The 17,281-nt window shown below is 74.9% G+C and carries 11 protein-coding genes; 5 read left to right on the top strand and 6 right to left on the bottom strand.

Annotated elements, in window-relative coordinates:
* Positions 1-64: 64 nt before the first annotated feature.
* Together OG702_RS07415 and OG702_RS07410 are read right to left on the bottom strand one after the other, a co-directional pair.
* Entirely contained in the window at positions 65-685 is a 621-nt protein-coding gene (locus OG702_RS07415) for a DedA family protein (RefSeq protein ID WP_327288057.1), read from the bottom strand.
* A complete protein-coding gene (locus OG702_RS07410) occupies positions 682-1,482 on the bottom strand; it encodes an MBL fold metallo-hydrolase (protein ID WP_327288056.1) in 801 nt (266 codons plus the stop codon). Before OG702_RS07410 ends, OG702_RS07415 begins: the two co-directional genes overlap by 4 nt.
* A 215-nt stretch (positions 1,483-1,697) precedes the next feature.
* Here OG702_RS07410 and OG702_RS07405 point away from each other — a divergent pair, with 215 nt between their 5' ends.
* Together OG702_RS07405 and OG702_RS07400 are read left to right on the top strand one after the other, a co-directional pair.
* Complete coding sequence (locus tag OG702_RS07405; protein WP_442814697.1) at positions 1,698-3,746, top strand: phage holin family protein; 2,049 nt, start codon at positions 1,698-1,700, stop codon at positions 3,744-3,746.
* Between the two features lie 81 nt (positions 3,747-3,827).
* Complete coding sequence (locus OG702_RS07400; RefSeq protein ID WP_327288055.1) at positions 3,828-4,538, top strand: Clp protease N-terminal domain-containing protein; 711 nt, start codon at positions 3,828-3,830, stop codon at positions 4,536-4,538.
* Positions 4,539-4,561: 23 nt separating this feature from the next.
* Here OG702_RS07400 and OG702_RS07395 read toward each other — a convergent pair whose 3' ends face one another.
* The gene (locus OG702_RS07395; RefSeq protein ID WP_327288054.1) at positions 4,562-5,293 is read right to left on the bottom strand and encodes a class I SAM-dependent methyltransferase; all 732 of its coding nucleotides are present in this window, start codon (positions 5,291-5,293) and stop codon (positions 4,562-4,564) included.
* 434 nt (positions 5,294-5,727) lie between these two features.
* Between OG702_RS07395 and OG702_RS07390 the strand changes: the two genes are divergently transcribed.
* From OG702_RS07390 to OG702_RS07380, 3 genes are read left to right on the top strand one after another with little or no spacing between them, the layout of a single operon-like run.
* Positions 5,728-6,423 (top strand): SLATT domain-containing protein, encoded by a 696-nt coding sequence (locus tag OG702_RS07390; RefSeq protein ID WP_327288053.1) that lies wholly within the window; start codon positions 5,728-5,730, stop codon positions 6,421-6,423.
* A gap of 43 nt (positions 6,424-6,466) precedes the next feature.
* Positions 6,467-11,149: an FtsK/SpoIIIE domain-containing protein gene (locus tag OG702_RS07385; protein WP_327288052.1), complete on the top strand. Its 4,683-nt coding sequence runs from the start codon at positions 6,467-6,469 to the stop codon at positions 11,147-11,149.
* Positions 11,146-13,236 (top strand): metallophosphoesterase family protein, encoded by a 2,091-nt coding sequence (locus OG702_RS07380; RefSeq protein WP_327288051.1) that lies wholly within the window; start codon positions 11,146-11,148, stop codon positions 13,234-13,236. The genes OG702_RS07385 and OG702_RS07380 overlap by 4 nt, the downstream gene beginning before the upstream one ends.
* Positions 13,237-13,290: 54 nt before the next feature.
* Here OG702_RS07380 and OG702_RS07375 read toward each other — a convergent pair whose 3' ends face one another.
* The 3 genes from OG702_RS07375 to fdhD form a co-directional block, all read right to left on the bottom strand.
* The gene (locus tag OG702_RS07375; RefSeq protein ID WP_327288050.1) at positions 13,291-15,117 is read right to left on the bottom strand and encodes an AMP-dependent synthetase/ligase; all 1,827 of its coding nucleotides are present in this window, start codon (positions 15,115-15,117) and stop codon (positions 13,291-13,293) included.
* 300 nt (positions 15,118-15,417) lie between these two features.
* A complete protein-coding gene (locus OG702_RS07370; RefSeq protein WP_327288049.1) occupies positions 15,418-16,290 on the bottom strand; it encodes a LysR substrate-binding domain-containing protein in 873 nt (290 codons plus the stop codon).
* A 93-nt stretch (positions 16,291-16,383) separates the two neighbouring features.
* Positions 16,384-17,229, bottom strand: coding sequence for a formate dehydrogenase accessory sulfurtransferase FdhD (fdhD, locus tag OG702_RS07365; protein WP_327288048.1), 846 nt, complete (start codon positions 17,227-17,229; stop codon positions 16,384-16,386).
* Positions 17,230-17,281 lie beyond the last annotated feature (52 nt).

Here is a 17,281-nt window from a genome sequence, read left to right as displayed (position 1 = left end):
CGCGCCCGTGAAAAACGCTCACCCGCTGCGGCAGCGGAGAGAGTGCACCCCCGCAGCGGCGCCGCTACGTACGGAAGTGGCGGAAGACGGCCGGCCCCGAGGCGATCGTGAAGGTCAGGGCGACAGCGAGGGCGACGCCCTGCCAGGGCTCGGGGAAGAGGGAGCCGCCCAGGATCCCGATCAGCTGATACGTGGCCGCCCAGGCCAGGCAGGCCGGCACGTCCCCCCGCACGAAGCGGCGCAGCGGCATCTCGGACATCAGGCACGCCACCATCACCGGGATCCGGCCGGCCGGCACCAGCCGGGACAGCACCAGGACCACCACTCCGTGCTCGTCGAGCCGGTGCTGCGCGGCGGCGAGGGTGTGCTCGTCGACCCGTTGCTGCAGCCGGTGCAGCCAGCGTGAGCCGCCACGCGAACGTATGCCGCGCAGCCCCAGCACGTACAGGCCGATGTCGCCGAGGAGCGCGGCGAGGGACGCCACGCAGAAGACCCCCAGCAGCGCGAACGGGTCGCTCTGGTGGAAGGCGACCACCGCCGCGCTGGAGACTATTGCCCCGGTGGGCACGACCGGTACCAGCGAACCCAGGACCACCAGCAGGAACAGCGAGGGGTAGCCGACCGCCTGCTGCGTGCTCTGCGACGAGGGCGGGGTCGCCGCCGCCGAGGCCAGGAAGGCGATCACCTGGAGGTCTCCCGTCCCGCGGCCCCGGTGTCCGGGACGGTGACGCTCTGCCCGTGGTCCAGCCGGTGCACGGCCACCCGCGGGGCGGCGTCCGCGGCGAGGCGGACGAACTCCGCACCCGGGGTGTGGAATTCGTGCGGCCGCACCGCGTCCATGCCGATCGGCCAGTACGTCCCGTAGTGCATCGGTACAGCCGCCCGCGGCGCCAGCCGCGCCAGAACCTGCGCCGCCCGCCCGGCGTCCAGGTGGCCGTGGCCGAGGAACGGCCCCCAGCCGCCGACCGGCAGCAGAGCGATGTCGCACGGGCCGACCGCGTCCGCCATCCCCTCGAACAGCCCGGTGTCACCGGCGAAGTACGTCCGCGCGGTCCCCTCCACCACGTAGCCGAGCGCCTGCGAGCGCTGCGGCCCGTACGGCACCCGCCGCCCGTCGTGCACGGCGGGCACGGCGCGCACGCTCAGCGCGCCGAAGTCCCGTGACTCGCCCGCCTCGACCTCCGTCAGCCGCAGCCGGTCGCGCACCCGGCGCAGCCCGGGGACGGCGGCCTGGGCGCCGCGCGGCAGCAGCACCGGCGTGCCGGGCGCGAGGAGTGCCAGCGACCCGATGTGCAGGTGGTCGGCGTGCAGATGCGAGACCAGCACCACGTCGGCCGCGGCCGCGGCCGCCGGGGGCACGGCTCCCTTGCGCCGGCGCAGATGCGCGAGCCGCCGTGCGAACAGCGGGTCGGTCAGCACCCGCGTTCCGGAGTCCCGCACGGTCACCGTGGCATGACCCCACCACGTGATCTCCACAGACACCGCGCCCGTCCCTCCGCCGTGTGCGCCGCCCGTGCGCGGCGCACGCCGTGCCGGCCCCCCGCCGTACCGACCCCGAGGGTATGCCCTTACCCGCAGGTCCGGCCGTACGGGTATGGCAGGGTGGTGGGGTGCCTCAGCCGGGACGGAATCCGAGTCGGAGACGGGCCGCGGGGCGCAGCGCGCTGCGGGCCGTCGGACGCGTGCTCGCCGTGTGGATGGTGGCCTCCGCCACCCTTGCCGTCCTGGCCTGGCTTCTCCCCGACTTCCGCATCGAGGCGCAGAACGGCGACAGCCCCACCCAGATCGCGGCCACCGCGGCGGTCGGCGCGGGTGCCTTCGGCGTGCTGAGCGCACTGGTGTGGCCGCTGCTGGTCAGGGCGTTGCTGCTGGTTCCCGCGCTGCTGCTCGGCGCGCTGGTGTTCTTCCTCAACGGTTCGCTGCTGTTGGTCGCGCTGCGCTTCACCCCGGACGGCAGGGGAGAGGTCACGCCGGTCACCGCGGTGGTGATCGCCGCGGTGATGTCGGCGGCCTCGTCGGCGACGAGCACCGCGCTCGCCGTACGGGACGACGCGGCCTACGGGCGGCGGCTGGCGAGGCTGGCGGGCCGTCGCAGGCGGCACGCGGGCGACCCGCCGCTGCCGACCGCCCCGGGCACCGTCTTCCTGCAACTCGACGGTGTCGGCCACGATGTGCTGGCGTCCGCCCTGGCCGGCAGCCGGCCCGCGATGCCCACGCTGGCCGGCTGGCTCGGCAGCACCCACCGGCTCACCGCCTGGCGCACCGACTGGAGCAGCCAGACCGGCGCCAGCCAGCTGGCGATCCTGCACGGCAGCAACCACGATGTGCCCGCCTTCCGCTGGTTCGAGAAGGAGACCGGGCAGGTCATGGTCTGCAACCGGCCCTCCAGCGCGGCCGAGTTGGAGCGCAGGGCGGTCGAACGCACCGGCTCGCGCGGCCTGCTCGCCGCGGACGGCGCCAGCCGCGGCAATCTCTTCACCGGCGGCGCGGAGCAGTCGGCGCTGGTGATGTCGGTGGCGGCGCAGCGCGGCAAGTTCAGCCGGTCCAGGTCCGGTTACTTCGCCTACTTCTCCGATCCGGCCAACGCGGTGCGCACCGCCTGGTCGTTCGTCGCCGAGGTCGGCAGGGAGGTCGTCGAGTCCAGCGCGTCCCGGCTGCGCAGGGATCGCCCGCGGATCAAGCGCGGCGGCGTCTACCCGGTGCTGCGGGCCTTCGCCACCGTCGTCGAACGGGACGTGGCGGTGGCCGCGGTGGTCGGCGACATGCTCGCCGGGCGCACCGCCGTCTACGCCGACCTGGTCGCCTACGACGAGGTCGCCCACCACTCGGGACCGGACAGCCGGGACGCCCGCAAGGTCCTCACCCGGCTCGACAGCTCGGTCCGGCTGATCGCCGACGCGGCACGCTACGCCCCCCGGCCGTACCGCTTCGTGCTGCTCTCCGACCACGGCCAGAGCGCCGGCGAGACCTTCGAGGACGCCTACGGGACCGGCCTGCGTGAGCTGGTACGTGCCGGGTGCGGGCTGCCGCCCACCGGGCGGGAACCCGGGTGGCGGGCCCGGCGGCGTACCGGCGCCGAGGCGCGGGCCGCCGCACGCAGCGCTCTGCGCCGCCCGGAAAGGGGCCGGCGGGCCGCGGAGGAGGCCGCCTGCGGGGGGCCGCCCTCCGACCCGATCGTGCTCGCCTCGGGCAACCTCGGCCTGGTCGCCTTCCCCGACATCGCCGGGCGGGCGACGCTGGAGGAGATAGCCGGGCGCTGCCCCCGCCTGCTGCCCGCGCTCACCGGGCATCCCGGGATCGGCTTCGTCCTCGTACGCAGCGAGCAGCGCGGCCCGCTGGTGCTGGGTCCGGGCGGCAGCGAGCACGAGCTGGCCACCGGCCGGGTGACGGGCCGCGATCCGCTGGCGTGGTTCGGGCCCGACGCGGCGGCCGCGGTGCTGCGGGCGGACTCCTTCGCGCACACGGCCGACCTGATGGTCAACTCGGCCGTCGATCCGCTCAGCGGGGCGGTGCACGCCTTCGAGGAGCAGGCCGGCTCGCACGGCGGCCTCGGCGGTCCGCAGTCCCGGCCCTTCCTGCTGGCGCCCGCCGAACTCCCGCTGCCGGCCGAGCCGATCGTCGGCGCCGAGACGCTGCACACGGTCTTCCGCACCTGGCTCACCCCGGGCCTCTGCCCGGAGCCCGCGCCGGCGGTCGCCCGCCCGCGCAACCGCCGCGGGCTGTCGCGTACGTCGGCCCGACCCTGAGCCCAACCGATCGGCCGGCAAGAATGAGCCGATCGTCAATGACGGGTTGACGATCCAGTATCGTCAACGTACGGTTGACGCATGCCTCGGCACCCGGTACGCCTCAGCGACCTCATCGACTACGTCAAAGAGCAGCACCCCGACAGCGACCCGCTGGCCGACCTCGAACACGCGGTGACCATCGCCGCGTATCTGGACGACGTCGCCGACCACCTCATCGGCCACTTCGTCGACCAGGCGCGGCGGGTGGGCGCTTCCTGGACCGACATCGGCCGGCACATGGGGGTGAGCAAGCAGGCCGCGCAGAAGCGCTTCGTGCCGAGGATCCCCGAAGACCTCAACGTCGAGGCGAACTTCAGCCGGTTCACCGCCCGCGCCCGCCAGGCGGTCGCCGACGCCCAGGAGGAGGCCCGTACCGCACGGCACGGAGCCATCGAGCCGGAGCACCTGGTCCTCGGCCTGCTCGACCAGCAGGGCACCTTCGCCCTCCGCGCCCTCACCGACCTGGGCGCCACCCCGGAGGCGGTACGCGCCGCCGTGGGCACCCCTGGCGCGAAGAAGAAGCCCCTGGAGGGCCATCTGCCGATCAGCCCGGCCACCAAGAAGACCCTGCAACTGGTCTTCCGCGAGGCCCTGCGCCTCGGCCACAACTACATCGGCACGGAACACATCCTGCTCGGCGTGCTCAGCGACGACCAGGACCCCTCGGCGCAGGCCGTCACGGCCCTCGGTGTCACCCACCAGGCCGTCGAGGACTGGCTCGCCGCCGCCCTGTCGGAACTCAAGCCCTGACAGCCCCGATCACAGCGCCTGTCTCACACCGTCTTGCGCAGCGCCAGCAGCCGGTAGACCGGGTCCGGGCGGGGCACGTCCGGGTTGGGCAGCAGCGACAGCCGCTCGGCCAGCGCCGACGTCTGGGACTCGTCCAGGACCAGCGCGGAGGCGAAGTAGCCGCCGGCCACGGCCCCGGCCGTACTGTTCGGGGCCCTGCCCTGCCCGTGGCCGGTGAAGCGGGCCTCGCCCACCCGGCTCAGGCCGTGCTCGCAGGCCGCCGCCAGGATCCGCGCCGCTCCGTCGAAGGCCCTGCTCACCCGGTAGGGGGCGAGCAGCCGGTCGACGTCGCTGTCCATGTCGTGCCCGGCGTCCTTGTCGACGGTGGTCACGAAGACCCCGCCGGGCCGCAGCACCCGGGCGCACTCGGCGACCACCGTCGTCGCGTCCGGCAGCAGGTGCAGCAGCCACACCGCGCTCACCGCGTCGAGCGACTCGTCGGCGAACGGCAGCCGGTGGCAGTTGCCGCGCACCACCGTGACGCCGGTCCGGTCGGCCGTGGCGGCCACCATCCCCGCCGCCGCGTCCACCGCGAAGAGCTGGAGACCCGGCCGTGCCAGGTACTCGGTCACCAGGCCCGTGCCGCACCCGACGTCCAGCAGGGTGCGGGCCCGATCGGGCACGAGGGCCAGCACGGCCCGTGCCGCCGACCGCGCCCGCGGCACCCCGCCGCGCGTCGCGTCGTAACGCTCCGCCTCCACGTCATAGTCCAGCATGCGGCCGATGCTAGACGGCTCCGATGAACAGCAGCCTCCCCGGCACCTTGCGTTGCCGTTACGCGCAAGATCGTCCGAAAGGGTCCGGATCGGGCCAGAACAGGGTGCCGTCGCCGCGCGCCGGCGGCCCGACCAGGTCCGCCGGCGGCAGCCCGGCGTCATAAAGACGTGCGACTCGACCTGCGCGACCGCGGCCGCCACGTCGGTCCCGGGCACGGGCGGGCGCGGCCGCGCGGGCGGCGTGCCGGACGTCCCGGTGGCCGGTGCCTGCCCGCCGGCCGCTGCCCGCTCCCGGGCAGGCCGCGTTTCCGTATACGCGTCACCCGCTGGCCGCGGCGGCCGATCGGCGCATTCCCGCGCCCCCCGGCGGCGCGAGCCGATAGCCTCTCGCACGGGGACCCGGCCCGGCCGGGGCGGGTGAGAGGGCGGGACCGATGGCGGGCCACGAGGGGCCGAGTCCTGGGGCGCGAGCAGGGGCACCGGCGGCACTGCGCCGTGGCGGGCCGCGCCGCGCCCGGCGGAGCAGGGATCTGGAGCCGCAGCCCTTTCCCGACGTGCCGCCCGCCGCCGCCACCGACCCGGCCGCACAGCGCGAGACGCTGGCCGCCCTGCGGACCTGGGCCGAGCAGGAGGCCGAGACCGCCATCGACTGGTATCTGAACGACAAGCGGCTCAAGCGCGTCGGCTCCCGGCTGCTCCAGGGCCTGGCCATCGCCTTCGCCGTGGCGGGCACGGCGGTGCCGCTCGGCACGGCCGCCTACGGCGGTTCCGGGCAGGGCTGGGGCTACGTCCTGCTCGCGGTCGCCGCGGGCTGCAAGGGCTTTGACCACTTCTTCGGGGTGTCCGCCGCCTGGATGCGTGACATCGTCGTCGCGCACGCCCTGCGCACCGAGCTGAACGCGGTCCGGCTGGAGTGGGCCACCGATGTGCTGCGGGCCGGACCCGGCGCGGACATCCCCGGGCGGCTGCTCGAACCGGCCGAGGTCGAGCGGCAGTTGGCCCTCATCCAGCGGCTGGCCGACTCCGTGCGCGGTCACGTCGACGGCGAGACCGCCGACTGGCAGGCCGAATTCAGCTCCAGCACCAGGCAGTTGCAGGGCCAGAGCACGCTTCCCGGCGCGGACCGCTGAGCCGGCGGGACCGGGACGGGATCGGGATCGGGGCAGGACGGCGATGCGCAGGATACTGACGGTGGTGACGCTCGACGGGACCGAGCACGACATCGAGCTGACCGCGCCGGAGATCGCGGTGATGCAGGAGCTCGCCGAGCTGTTCGGCCGACGGTGGCCGTGGCGGGGGATGGAGGAGTCGGACACCCCCGTGACCTGCTACACCCCGCAGGACGACCCGGGTTTCGACCTACCGATGCTCTACGTCGGCGACACCGCACTGCCCGCCCTGATACCACTCGCCCGGTCACCGCTGCGCGACGGCGTACGCGTCAGCCTCGGCACGCCGTTACCGGACGGCGCTGTGCAGGGCAGCGCGGAGCTGCGGGTCGTCGCGGGTGAGGACGCGGGGGAAGTGGTCCATCTCACCGCGGAAAGCGTGGGTCGCACCAAGTCGCTCGACACCGACAGCCTGATCGAGCTGTTCGGTGCCGGGTCCCGCCCCCGGCGGCCGCTCCTCGTGCTGCCCGGCGCCGGGCTGTCCCATGCGCCGCCCCCTTCCCCGGAGCACGACCAGTGGTGGGACGGCAGCGCCCGGGACGCCGCGGACCGGCGGGTGGGGTGGCGCCGGCGCGGCTCCGCCGAAGCGGCCCCCCTGCCGGCCGGCGAGGGCGGCACGCTGCTCTTCGCCCGGCCGCCGCGCGTCCTGCCGCAAGCGCGGGCCGACTCCCCCGAAGCGCCCGCACGAGTGCGCTGGTGGCACGGTTCCGACGCGCGTCTGATGCGGCTGCGCGAGCATGGCCGGCTGCTCCGGGCTCGGGTGGTCGCCATCAACGCGGCCTGGACGCCGCTCGCGCTGTCCGGCGAATCGCTGGCGGACCTGCGGCTGGCCGGCAAGGTCGTACCCGATATCGCCGCCCTGCTGGCCAGGGCGTACCCGGAACCGGCCGACGTCAAGATGACCGCCGTCCTGCACGGCCGGCGGCTGTGGGAACGCCGCCGCGCCGACCCGGACTTCCTCGCCCTGCGCTCCGGCCTGCGCACCGTGGCCCCCGCCAGCCCCGGCTTCCGCCTCCCGGCGGCGGGCGGCCTCGTGCCGCTGGCGGAGCACGCCTTTCCCGCCGTGGTGAGCCTGCCGGAGCACGGGGTGATCGGTGTGGTCGGCGCCGGCGACCGCCCCCGGCGGCTGGCCGGCTGGCTCGCACTGCAGACCGCCGTCCACCACTGCCCGGAGGATGTCGTCCTGCGGGTGCTGACCGATGCGAGGGGCGCCCTGGACTGGCGGTGGCTGCGGTGGCTGCCGCGCTCCTCCTCCGCGCTGGACGACGGCGACGCGCCCCGGGTGCACGCCGACCCGACCTCGGTGGCCGAGCAGATCGGCGAGCTGCTCCTGCTGCTCGCCGACCGGCAGCGCGGTGCGGCCGCCGCGGCGGCGGAACCGCCGGCCGCGGCGTCCCCGGGCGCGGAACCCGCGCCCCCGGCGCCGCCCGCCGGCGTCAGCGAGGGCGCGGCGGCGGACGGCCCGCCCGGACCCGCCGTCGTGCTGATCCTGGACGGCATCCGCCGGCTGCGCGCGCTGCCCGGTGTCGCCAGGCTGGTCCAGGAGGGGCCCGCGGTCGGGATGTACGTCGTGTGCCTGGGCACCGAGGCACGCCACCTGCCGCCCGGCTGCGGGTGGTCGCTCGACACCGAGGCGGACGGCGGTCCGCAGGTCGTCGAGGGGAGTGTGCGGTATCCGGTCATGGCCGACCTGCCGCGCGGCGGCTGGTTCGAGGCGCCGGCCAGGGCGCTGGCACCGCTGCGCGACGCGGCGACCGTACAGCGCGCGCTGGATCTCGCCGACCGGCCGCTGCCGGAACTGCTCGGCCTGGACTCGCCCGAGGACCCGGGGCCGATCGTCGCGCGCTGGTCGGCGGTGCCCCGGTCGACCACCGCGGTGGTCGGGCAGGCGGACGGCTTCCCGTTCGAGGTCGACCTGCGCAGGCACGGCCCGCACGCCCTGGTCGCGGGGGCCGGCGGCTCGGGGCGCACCGCCTTCCTGCGTACCTGGGTCACCTCGCTCGCCGTCGCCAACCGGCCGGACGAGATGATCTTCGTCCTGGTCGACTACAAGGGCGGCACGGCCTTCGGCAGCGTCGCCGAACTGCCGCACGTCACCAGCCTGATCGCCGACCTCGACACCCGCCAGGCCGAGCGGATACTGGGCCGGCTGCAGGCCGCGCTGCGCTCCCGGGAGACCCAGCTCAGTACGTACGCGGCCCGGGACATCGACCACTACCACCACCTGCGCGACCGGGACCGGGACCTGCCGCCACTGCCGCGGCTGGTCTTCGTGATCGCCGAGTTCACCGGTCTGGTCCGCGAACTGCCCGACCTGGTCACCGGGTTGCTGAACATCGCCCAGCGCGGGCGCTCGCTGGGCGTGCACCTGGTGCTGGCCACGCAGCGTCCCGGCGGGCTGCTGCCGTCCGTCATCCAGTCCACCACCAACCTGCGGATCGCGCTGCGCGTATCCGGCGCCCACGAGAGCGTCGCGGTCATCGACGCGCCCGACGCGGCGGCGATCCCCCGGTCGAACCCCGGCCGGGCCTTCCTGCGCAGCGGCGCCGACGAACTCCGTGAATTCCAGGCCGCCATGCCGGTCGAGCCGGACCGGCCGCACCCGTTGGACCTCAAGGTCACGATGCGGGAGCTCGACCGCCCTGCCCCGCCCCGGAACCAGCCGGCACACGCCGCACCGTCCGGCGGCCGCGGCGGCGCCGGGCCGACCGACCTCGACCAGCTGGTGTCCGCGGTCCGCACCGCGGCCCGCCACATCGGGCTGCCCTCGGTCCCGGGGCCGCTGCCCGACCAGCTGCCGTTGGTCGTCACGCTGTCCGAACTGCCCGCGCCGGAAGGGCCCGTACGGGACCCGGCACCGGTGGCGTACGGGGTGATGGAGTTCGCCGACGAACCCGGCAGGCAGCCGGCGCTCTTCGACCTCGCCGCGGACGGCCCGCTGGCCGCGATCGGCGCGCCGCGCAGCGGCAAGTCGCAGCTCCTGCGCACGATCGCGGCAGCCCTGGCCGTACGGCACAGCGCCGCTGACGTCCACCTGTTCGGTATCGACAGCGGCAACGGCGCCCTCCAGGCGCTCAGCGGGCTGCCGCACTGCGGCGCGGTGGTCACCCGGGGCCGGCCCGATCACATGGCGCGGCTCGTCGGCCGGCTCACCGCCGCCCTCTACAGCCGCCAGCAGCTCTTCGCCGAGGGCGGCTTCAGCGACATCGCCGCCCAGCGCCAGGCGGTGCCAGAAGAGCGCAGGCTGCCGTATCTGGTGCTGCTGCTCGACCGCTGGGAGGCCTTCGCCGAGTTCGCGCAGCACGACGGCGGCCGGATGGCGGACGATCTGGACCTGCTGAGCAGCCAGGGCCCCGCGGCCGGCATCCAGCTCGTGCTGACGGCCGAAACGATGCTGGAGGCCTTCGCGACGCGGGCGGGACTTCAGGTGCAGGACGCACTGGTCTTCAACCAGCGGGCCAGGGACGACTACCCGGGCTGGGGCGTCGAGGTCCCCGCAGCTCCTCTCGAACCCGGTCGAGCCTTCCAGGCGTTCAGCCCCGTCGAGCTGCAGATCGCGCTGCTCGACGGCGAGCCCACCGGACGCGGCCAGAGCGACGCCCTCGACCGGCTGGCCGCCGAGCTGCGCACCCGCGAGGCGCACGTACCGCACGCGCGGCGGCCGTTCACCATCGACGACGCGCCGCGCGCCGCGGAGAAGTTCCACGTCGGCCCCGGCAAGGGCCGCCCGGTCGGCCGGGAGGACGTGCTGGCCTGGCTGCGCGACCGGCACGCCACCGGTGCCTCGGCCGCGTTGCTCGGGCCGCGCAGGGCGGGCAAGAGCTGGGTGCTCGAAGAGCTGAGGCGGCGGCTGGCCGCGGAAGGCGGCCGCAGGGAGATCCACCGGCTGACCGTGCCGCCGTCGAAGTCCGAGGTGGCGGACGACCCCGACGCGCTGGCCGGTCTGCTCGACCGCTGGGTGCGGGACGCCGGCAACCCCGCCGAGGCACTGCTCGACAAGGCGGCGGAGTCCGCGGCCGGATCCCGGCTGGTCTTCCTGCTGGACGAGGTGGGACGGCTGACCGACTACGGCCCCGCCGCCGTCTCCTGGCTGCGCGACCTCGGCCAGGCCGGCGCCTGGCTGGTCTACACCGGCACCGAGAAGGACTGGCGGACCGTGGTGCGCTGGGCGCTGACCGCGCCGGGCTCCAGCTTCGGCAACGACGTCAACGCCCGGCTGCTCGGCCCGCTGGACCGGGACGCCGCGCTGGACTTCCTGTCGGGCACCGCCGCCAACCTCGGGGTGGCGCTGGGCCGGGACACCACCGCGGCGGCCGTGGTGGCCGCCGTCGGCAGCTGGCCCTACTACCTCCAGGTGGTCGGCGACGCCCTGGTGCGCGCCGTCCAGGGCAACGACCTGAGCGCGCTGTCCAGCGCGGACGCGCTGCGGGCGCTGATCGGAGCGCGGCTGCTCGACGAGTGCTCGCTGCACTTCCAGTCCCGCTGGGCCGAGATCGGCCCGGCCGGCCGGGCCGCGCTGCTCACCGCGCCCGGCACGATGCCGCGCGACGCCACCCCAGCCCAGCGGGAGGACCTGCGCGAGGTGGGGCTGCTGCGGCCGGGCGAGGAGTGGCTGGACGACCCTCCGCTGCTCGACTGGATCGCCAGGAACGACATTTCGCTGCGCGACGGGGAGTTACCTGTATGAGCGTCTTCCGGCCGAGCCAGTCCTACCGCGCCGACCTCGACGTCAGGCTCGGGCCGGGACGGCTGCCCAGCTGGATCCGGCCGCCCGCCGAGGGCGCCCGTCCCAACAGCGCGGCCTGGCTGGTCGTCATGCCCCGCAGGGCGGGGAAGACCTGGCTGGCGGCGGGCATCGCCGGCCTCAGGGCGGACGGCGGCACCGTACGGGTCGACCTGCGGTCCTCCGTCTCGGTGCGCAGGACCAGGCTCGGCTGCCTGACCGGCGCCAGGCCGGCGCCGCCGGTGGAGGAGGGACAGCTCGTCATCGTCGACGAACCCGCCCTCGCCAGGCCCGGCGGTCCCGGCGTGCCGCCCGAGGCGCTCGCCGAGGGACTGCTGCGGGTCAAGGACACCGGCGCCACCGCTCTGGTCCTGGCCACCCCCGCGGAAAGCGCGCTGCTGGTCGGGCACCTGGGGCCCGACGTGCGCAAGGACGTGCTGCGCCCGCCGGTGCTCGACGCCGACGAGTGCGCGCGGATGGCGGCCAGGGCGCCGCAGTGGGCGCCCGCACTGGTGGAGCGGCTGCGCGCGGCGGACCCGGGCTGGCTGCACACCCCCTTCCTCCTCGAACTCGCCCTGCACACCGCCGAGGAGCGCCCCGCGCTGCGCGCCGACTCCGAAGCGCTGCTGCGGGCCGCCGTCGAGGTGGCCGACGACCGCCACGAGTACATCCAGCAGTGGTTCCGCAACGGGCTCGGCGAGCAGCACCGCGCCGCCCTGCGCGCTGCCCGCTGGCGTGCCGCCGGCCTCACCGTCCCGGCCAGGACGGCGCCCGCCGGGTCCGCGGAACCGGCGTACGGCGAGGGGTCCGCCGCCGACGTGACGGCGTACGGCGCCGCGGCCGTGGACGCGGCGGACCGGGTGCGCCGCGGCGCCTCGCTGGCCGACGACCCGGTGCTTGCCAGGCACCTGCCCGAGGTGCTGCGCGTCCACCACATCTCCGACCTGCACCACGGCGGGCGGCTGTCGGCGACCGTCGACACCAAGGACCCCACGCAGGCCGGGCACCGCATCGCGGCGCTGGCCGGCGCAGGCACCGCACTGGACAGTTACCTGGACCACGTACGCCAACTCGCCGCGCAGGGCCGCGCCCCGCACCTGGTGGTCGTCACCGGCGACATCGTCGACCGGCCGTCCGAGGCGCACGGCGCCCTGGCCCGCGGCTGGCTGGACGACCTGGCGGCGCTGCTTGCCCCGCACCGCGACCTGCGGCCCGACGACCCGCGCGTGCTGCTGGTCGGCGGCAACCACGACGTGTCCTGGGACTTGGCACTCGACCCGTCACCGCAGGCCAGGCACCGGTGGTTCGCGGCGAACTTCGCCGGCCTGCCGCACCCGGACCTGCAGCTCGCCGACCCGCGGGAGCGCCGGCTCTACGTCGGCTACCAGGGGGTCGGGCTCCGCTTCGCGCTGCTCGGCAGCGCGGAATCCGGCGGCGAGGCCGCCCGCGACGAGGACCGCGAGCTGCTGCGCGGCTTCCAGGAGCGCTACCTGGCCGCGGGCGGCGGCGCCGACGGTGCGGCCGCGTCCGCCGACGACGCCGGGATCGCCGCCGCCGTCCGGGACTTCGAGCGCCACGACCCCGGTGTCATCGCCCGTGGCGTCCTCGACCGGCTCTCGGCCGGACACGGCTACGTCACCGTCGCCGCCCTGCACCACCCGCTGTCCCCGGTCCCAGCGGTGGAGGTCGCGCCCTACTCCGGGGTCGTCAACGCCGGGCAGGCCAAGCGCGCGCTCGCCGCCGCCAGGATCTCGCTGGTGCTGCACGGCCACACCCATCTGGCCTTCGCGGCCGCCGAGCGCCTGCTCGGCGCAGGCCCGCCGTGGACGCTGCGGATCGCCGGGGCGCCCGCGCTGGCCAGCCGGGAGACCGAGGAGCGCAACGGCTACAACGAGCTCTTCGTGGCCAGAGAGGGCGGCGCCCACAGCCTCGCGGTCCGCACCGTTCGCCTCGACGGCGGCCAGTGGACCCCGGGCGAGGTCTACGCCTTCCGGCCGGGCGCCGCCGACGAGTGCGACCTCGCCGAGCTCTGCGCGGACGACCGGCCGTGAGCGGCGCTGACCCGGTGCTCGCCGCTCACGGCCGGCCGTCCGGCGGAGCGGCGCTCACGGCCGGTAGAGCGCGGCGATCTCCGCCGCGTACGTGGTCTCGATCGCTCGCCGCTTGAGCTTCATCGACGGTGTCAGCGTGCCGCCCTCCTCGCTGAACTGCTCGCCCAGTATCCGGAACGTCCTGATCGACTCGGCCTGCGAGACCAGGGTGTTGGCGGCGACCACCGCCCGCCGGATCTCGGTCTCCAGGTCCGGGTCGTGCAGCAGCTCGGAGGAGTGGAGCCGCGGCTTGCCGCGCATCGTCAGCCAGTGCGTCACCGCCTCCGGGTCCAGCGTCACCAGCGCCGCCACGTACGGCCGGTTGTTGCCGACCAGCACGCACTGCCCGACCAGCGGATGCGCCCGCACCCGGTCCTCCAGCGCGATCGGCGACACGCTCTTGCCGCCGCTGGTCACCAGGATCTCCTTCTTCCGCCCGGTGATGGTCAGATAGCCGTCCTCGTCGAGTGCCCCGATGTCGCCGGTGGCCAGCCAGCCGTCCCGCAGGACCTCCTCGGTGGCCTTGAGGTTGTTGAGGTAGCGGGTGAAGACCTGCCCGCCGCGCAGCCAGATCTCGCCGTCCTCGGCGATCAGCACGGTCGTCCCCGGCACCGGCTGGCCGACGGTGCCGAAACGGGTCTGCTCGGGCGGGTTCGCGGTCGCGGCCGCGGTGGTCTCGGTGAGGCCGTAACCCTCGTAGATCGTCACGCCCGCGCCGCAGAAGAACAGTCCGAGGCGGCGCTCCATCGCCGAGCCGCCGGATATCGCGTGCCGCACCCGGCCGCCGAGCGCGTCGCGCACCTTGCTGTAGACCAGCTTCTCGTAGAGCTGGTGCTGCATCCGCAGCGACGTGCTCGGCCCGGGCCCGGTGCCGAAGGCCTTGGCCTCCATCGCCTCCGCGTGCCGGACGGCGACCTCCACGGACTTGTCGAAGGGCCCCAGCCTGCCGCCGATCTCCGCCTTGCGGCGGGCGGCCTGGTAGACCTTCTCGAAGACGTACGGCACCGCGAGCACGAAGGTCGGCCGGAAGCCGGCCAGCGACGGGATCAGATCGGCGGCGGTCATGCTGGGCTGGTGCCCGAGCCTGATCCGGTGCCGGACGCAGGCCACCTCGACCATCCGGCCGAAGACGTGCGCGAGCGGCAGGAAGAGCAGCGTGGACGGTTCCTCGCCGGGCTTGCTGGCGAAGACCGGCTGCCAGCGCGCCACCACGTTGTCGGTCTCGGCCATGAAGTTGGCGTGGGTCAGGACGCATCCCTTGGGCCGCCCGGTGGTGCCCGAGGTGTAGATGACGGTCGCGACCGCGTCCGGCGTCACGGCCAGCCGGTGCCGCTCCACGACGTCGTCGCCGATGTGCCGGCCGGCCTCCGAGAGCTCCTCGACGCACCCCCCGTCCAGCTGCCACAGCCGCAGCAGCCGGGGCAGCTCGTCGACCGCGGCGCCGATCGTCATGGCGTGGTCCTCGTGCTCCACGACCGCGGCGACCGCGCCCGAGTCGTGCAGCATCCAGCGGACCTGCTCGGAGGACGAGGTCGGGTAGACCGGCACCGACTGGGCGCCGATCGCCCACAGCGCGAAGTCGAACAGCGTCCACTCGTAGCGGGTGCGGCACATGATGGCGACCCGGTCGCCGAAGCGGACGCCCTGGGCCAGCATGCCCTTCGCGACCGCCAGTACCTGGTCGCGGAATTCGGCGGCGCTGACGTCGTGCCATGCGCCCTGGTCGTCGGCGCGGGCCAGCACCACCTGCTCCGGGGCCTGGAGAGCGTTGCCGAACACGGCATCCGCCAAACCGCCGGCCTTGGGTGCGGTGGCCAGTGAGGGGACGGTGAACTGACGCAACGGGTGCTCTCCTCGGACCGCTCAGTGCGGGGCCGTAAGTTACCCGATCCGCAAGGCCTGCGGGAGGGGTCGCAGATTATCGGTGATTCGGACGTTTGTGCTGGTCGAGGCGTGTCTTCCGGCTGTGACAAGGTCGTGGGCGGAATCCGGGGTTCAGCTCCGCCACCGGGAGGGCCGCGGATCTCCACCAAATCTGCCCGGCACGGTCACGGTCGCTCCACCCTCTCGGCCCCCTCCCGCCCCCCGTGTCCCAGCCGGCACCACCCCTCGGACACGCCGCCGGTGGCTGCTTCCCGCCGCTCAGGGCAGCGGCCGGTGCAGCAGGTCGCCGGCCGCCAGGATGGCCTCGGCCAGCGCGTCCGCCGCTTCCTGCGCGCGGGAGTCCCGGCGGCCGTGCAGCAGCACGAAATCCACCCCGCCGAGGTCCGGCAGCCCGCAGGCCCGGGCGGGCACCCGGACCAGACCGGCCGGAATCAGCCCTTGCGCGTGCGCCATCACCCCCAGCCCCGCCCTGGCGGCCGCGACCAGACCGCTCAGCGACGCGCTGGTGCCCGCCACCTGCCACGCCCTGCCGTGCCGCTCCAGCACGTCGAGCACCCTGGCCCGGGTGATCCCCGGCGGCGGGAAGGCGATCAGCGGCACCGGGCGGCGCGGGTCGAGCCGCAGCCGCTCGCCGCCGATCCACACCAGCTTGTCCCGCCACACCAGCCGGCCCGGGCCCTCCGGGCTGTGCCGCTTGGCCAGGCACAGGTCCAGGCCGCCCGCGTCGAGCCGCTGGTGCAGCGTCCCGGACAGCTCGACGGTCAGCTCCAGGTCGACCTCGGGGTGGTCGTGCCGGAAGGCCGCCAGGATCTCCGGCAGCCGGGTCGGCACGAAGTCCTCCGAGACCCCGAACCGCAGCCGCCCGCGCAGCCGGGTCCCGGCGAAGAAGGCTGCCGCCCGCTCGTTGGCCTCCAGGATCGGCCGGGCGAAACCCAGCATGGCCTCGCCGTCCTCGGTCAGCTCCACGCCGTGGGTGTCCCGCAGGAACAGCCGGCAGCCCGCGGCCTCCTCCAGCCGCCGCACATGCTGGCTGACCGTGGACTGCCGCAGCCCGAGCCGGTGCGCCGCCTGCGTGAAGCTCAGCGTCTGCGCGACGGCAAGGAACGTACGCAACTGCGCCGGCTCGAACATGGCGGCACGTTATCGCGGGGCGTGATGGCAGTCAGGGCGGTAACCGGCCAACCTGATCGTGCGCCCTTGACCCGCTCCGGCGGCCGGCCCGGATCAGCGTGTCGGCTCCGGCGCCAGCGCGATACGGTCCTCGCCCGCGTAGACGTTCATCGAGTCGCCGCGCAGGAAGCCCACCAGCGTCAGCCCGCTCTCCCGTGCCAGGTCAACCGCAAGCGAGGACGGCGCCGACACCGCCGCGAGCACCGGGATCCCGGCCATCACCGCCTTCTGCGCCAGCTCGAACGAGGCGCGGCCCGAGACCATCAGGACGGTGTCCGCCAGCGGCAGCCGCCCGTCCCGCAGCGCCCGCCCGACCAGCTTGTCCACCGCGTTGTGCCGCCCGACGTCCTCCCTGAGGTCGAGCAGCTCGCCTTCGCCGGAGAAGAGCCCGGCCGCGTGCAGCCCGCCGGTCCGGTCGAAGACCGCCTGGCCGGCCCGCAACCGGTCGGGCAGCAGCGCGAGCAGCTCCGGTGTCACCCGCGGCAGTGCGGTGTCCGCGATCGGCAGCCGGGTGGCGGTGCGCACCGCGTCAAGGCTGGCCTTGCCGCACAACCCGCAGGAGGACGACGTGTAGACGTTGCGCTCCAGGCTGATATCGGGCAGCGCCACCCCGCGGGCGAGCGTCACGTCCACCACGTTGTACGTGTTCCCGTCGTCGGCCGTCGCGCCGGCGCAGTAGACGACGTTCGCCACCTCCTCCGCCGCGGCGAGCACCCCCTCGCTGACCAGGAAGCCGGTGGCGAGGGCGAAGTCGTCACCCGGCGTACGCATGGTGATGGCCAGCGGGCGGCCGTTCAGCCGGATCTCCAGCGGCTCCTCCGCGACCAGGGTGTCGGCCCGGTGGGCCGCCGTCCCACCGCGGATCCGCAACACCCTGCGCCTTTCGGTGACCCGTCCCATCCGCACTCCGTCCTTCCTTCGCCGTCCCCGCCCCGGCCGTACACCGTGCGAG

The sequence above is a fragment of the Streptomyces sp. NBC_01198 genome (assembly GCF_036010485.1).
GTDB lineage: Bacteria > Actinomycetota > Actinomycetes > Streptomycetales > Streptomycetaceae > Actinacidiphila.
Note: the sequence above shows the minus strand (reverse complement) of the source record. Positions and strands in the feature narration are given on the sequence as shown.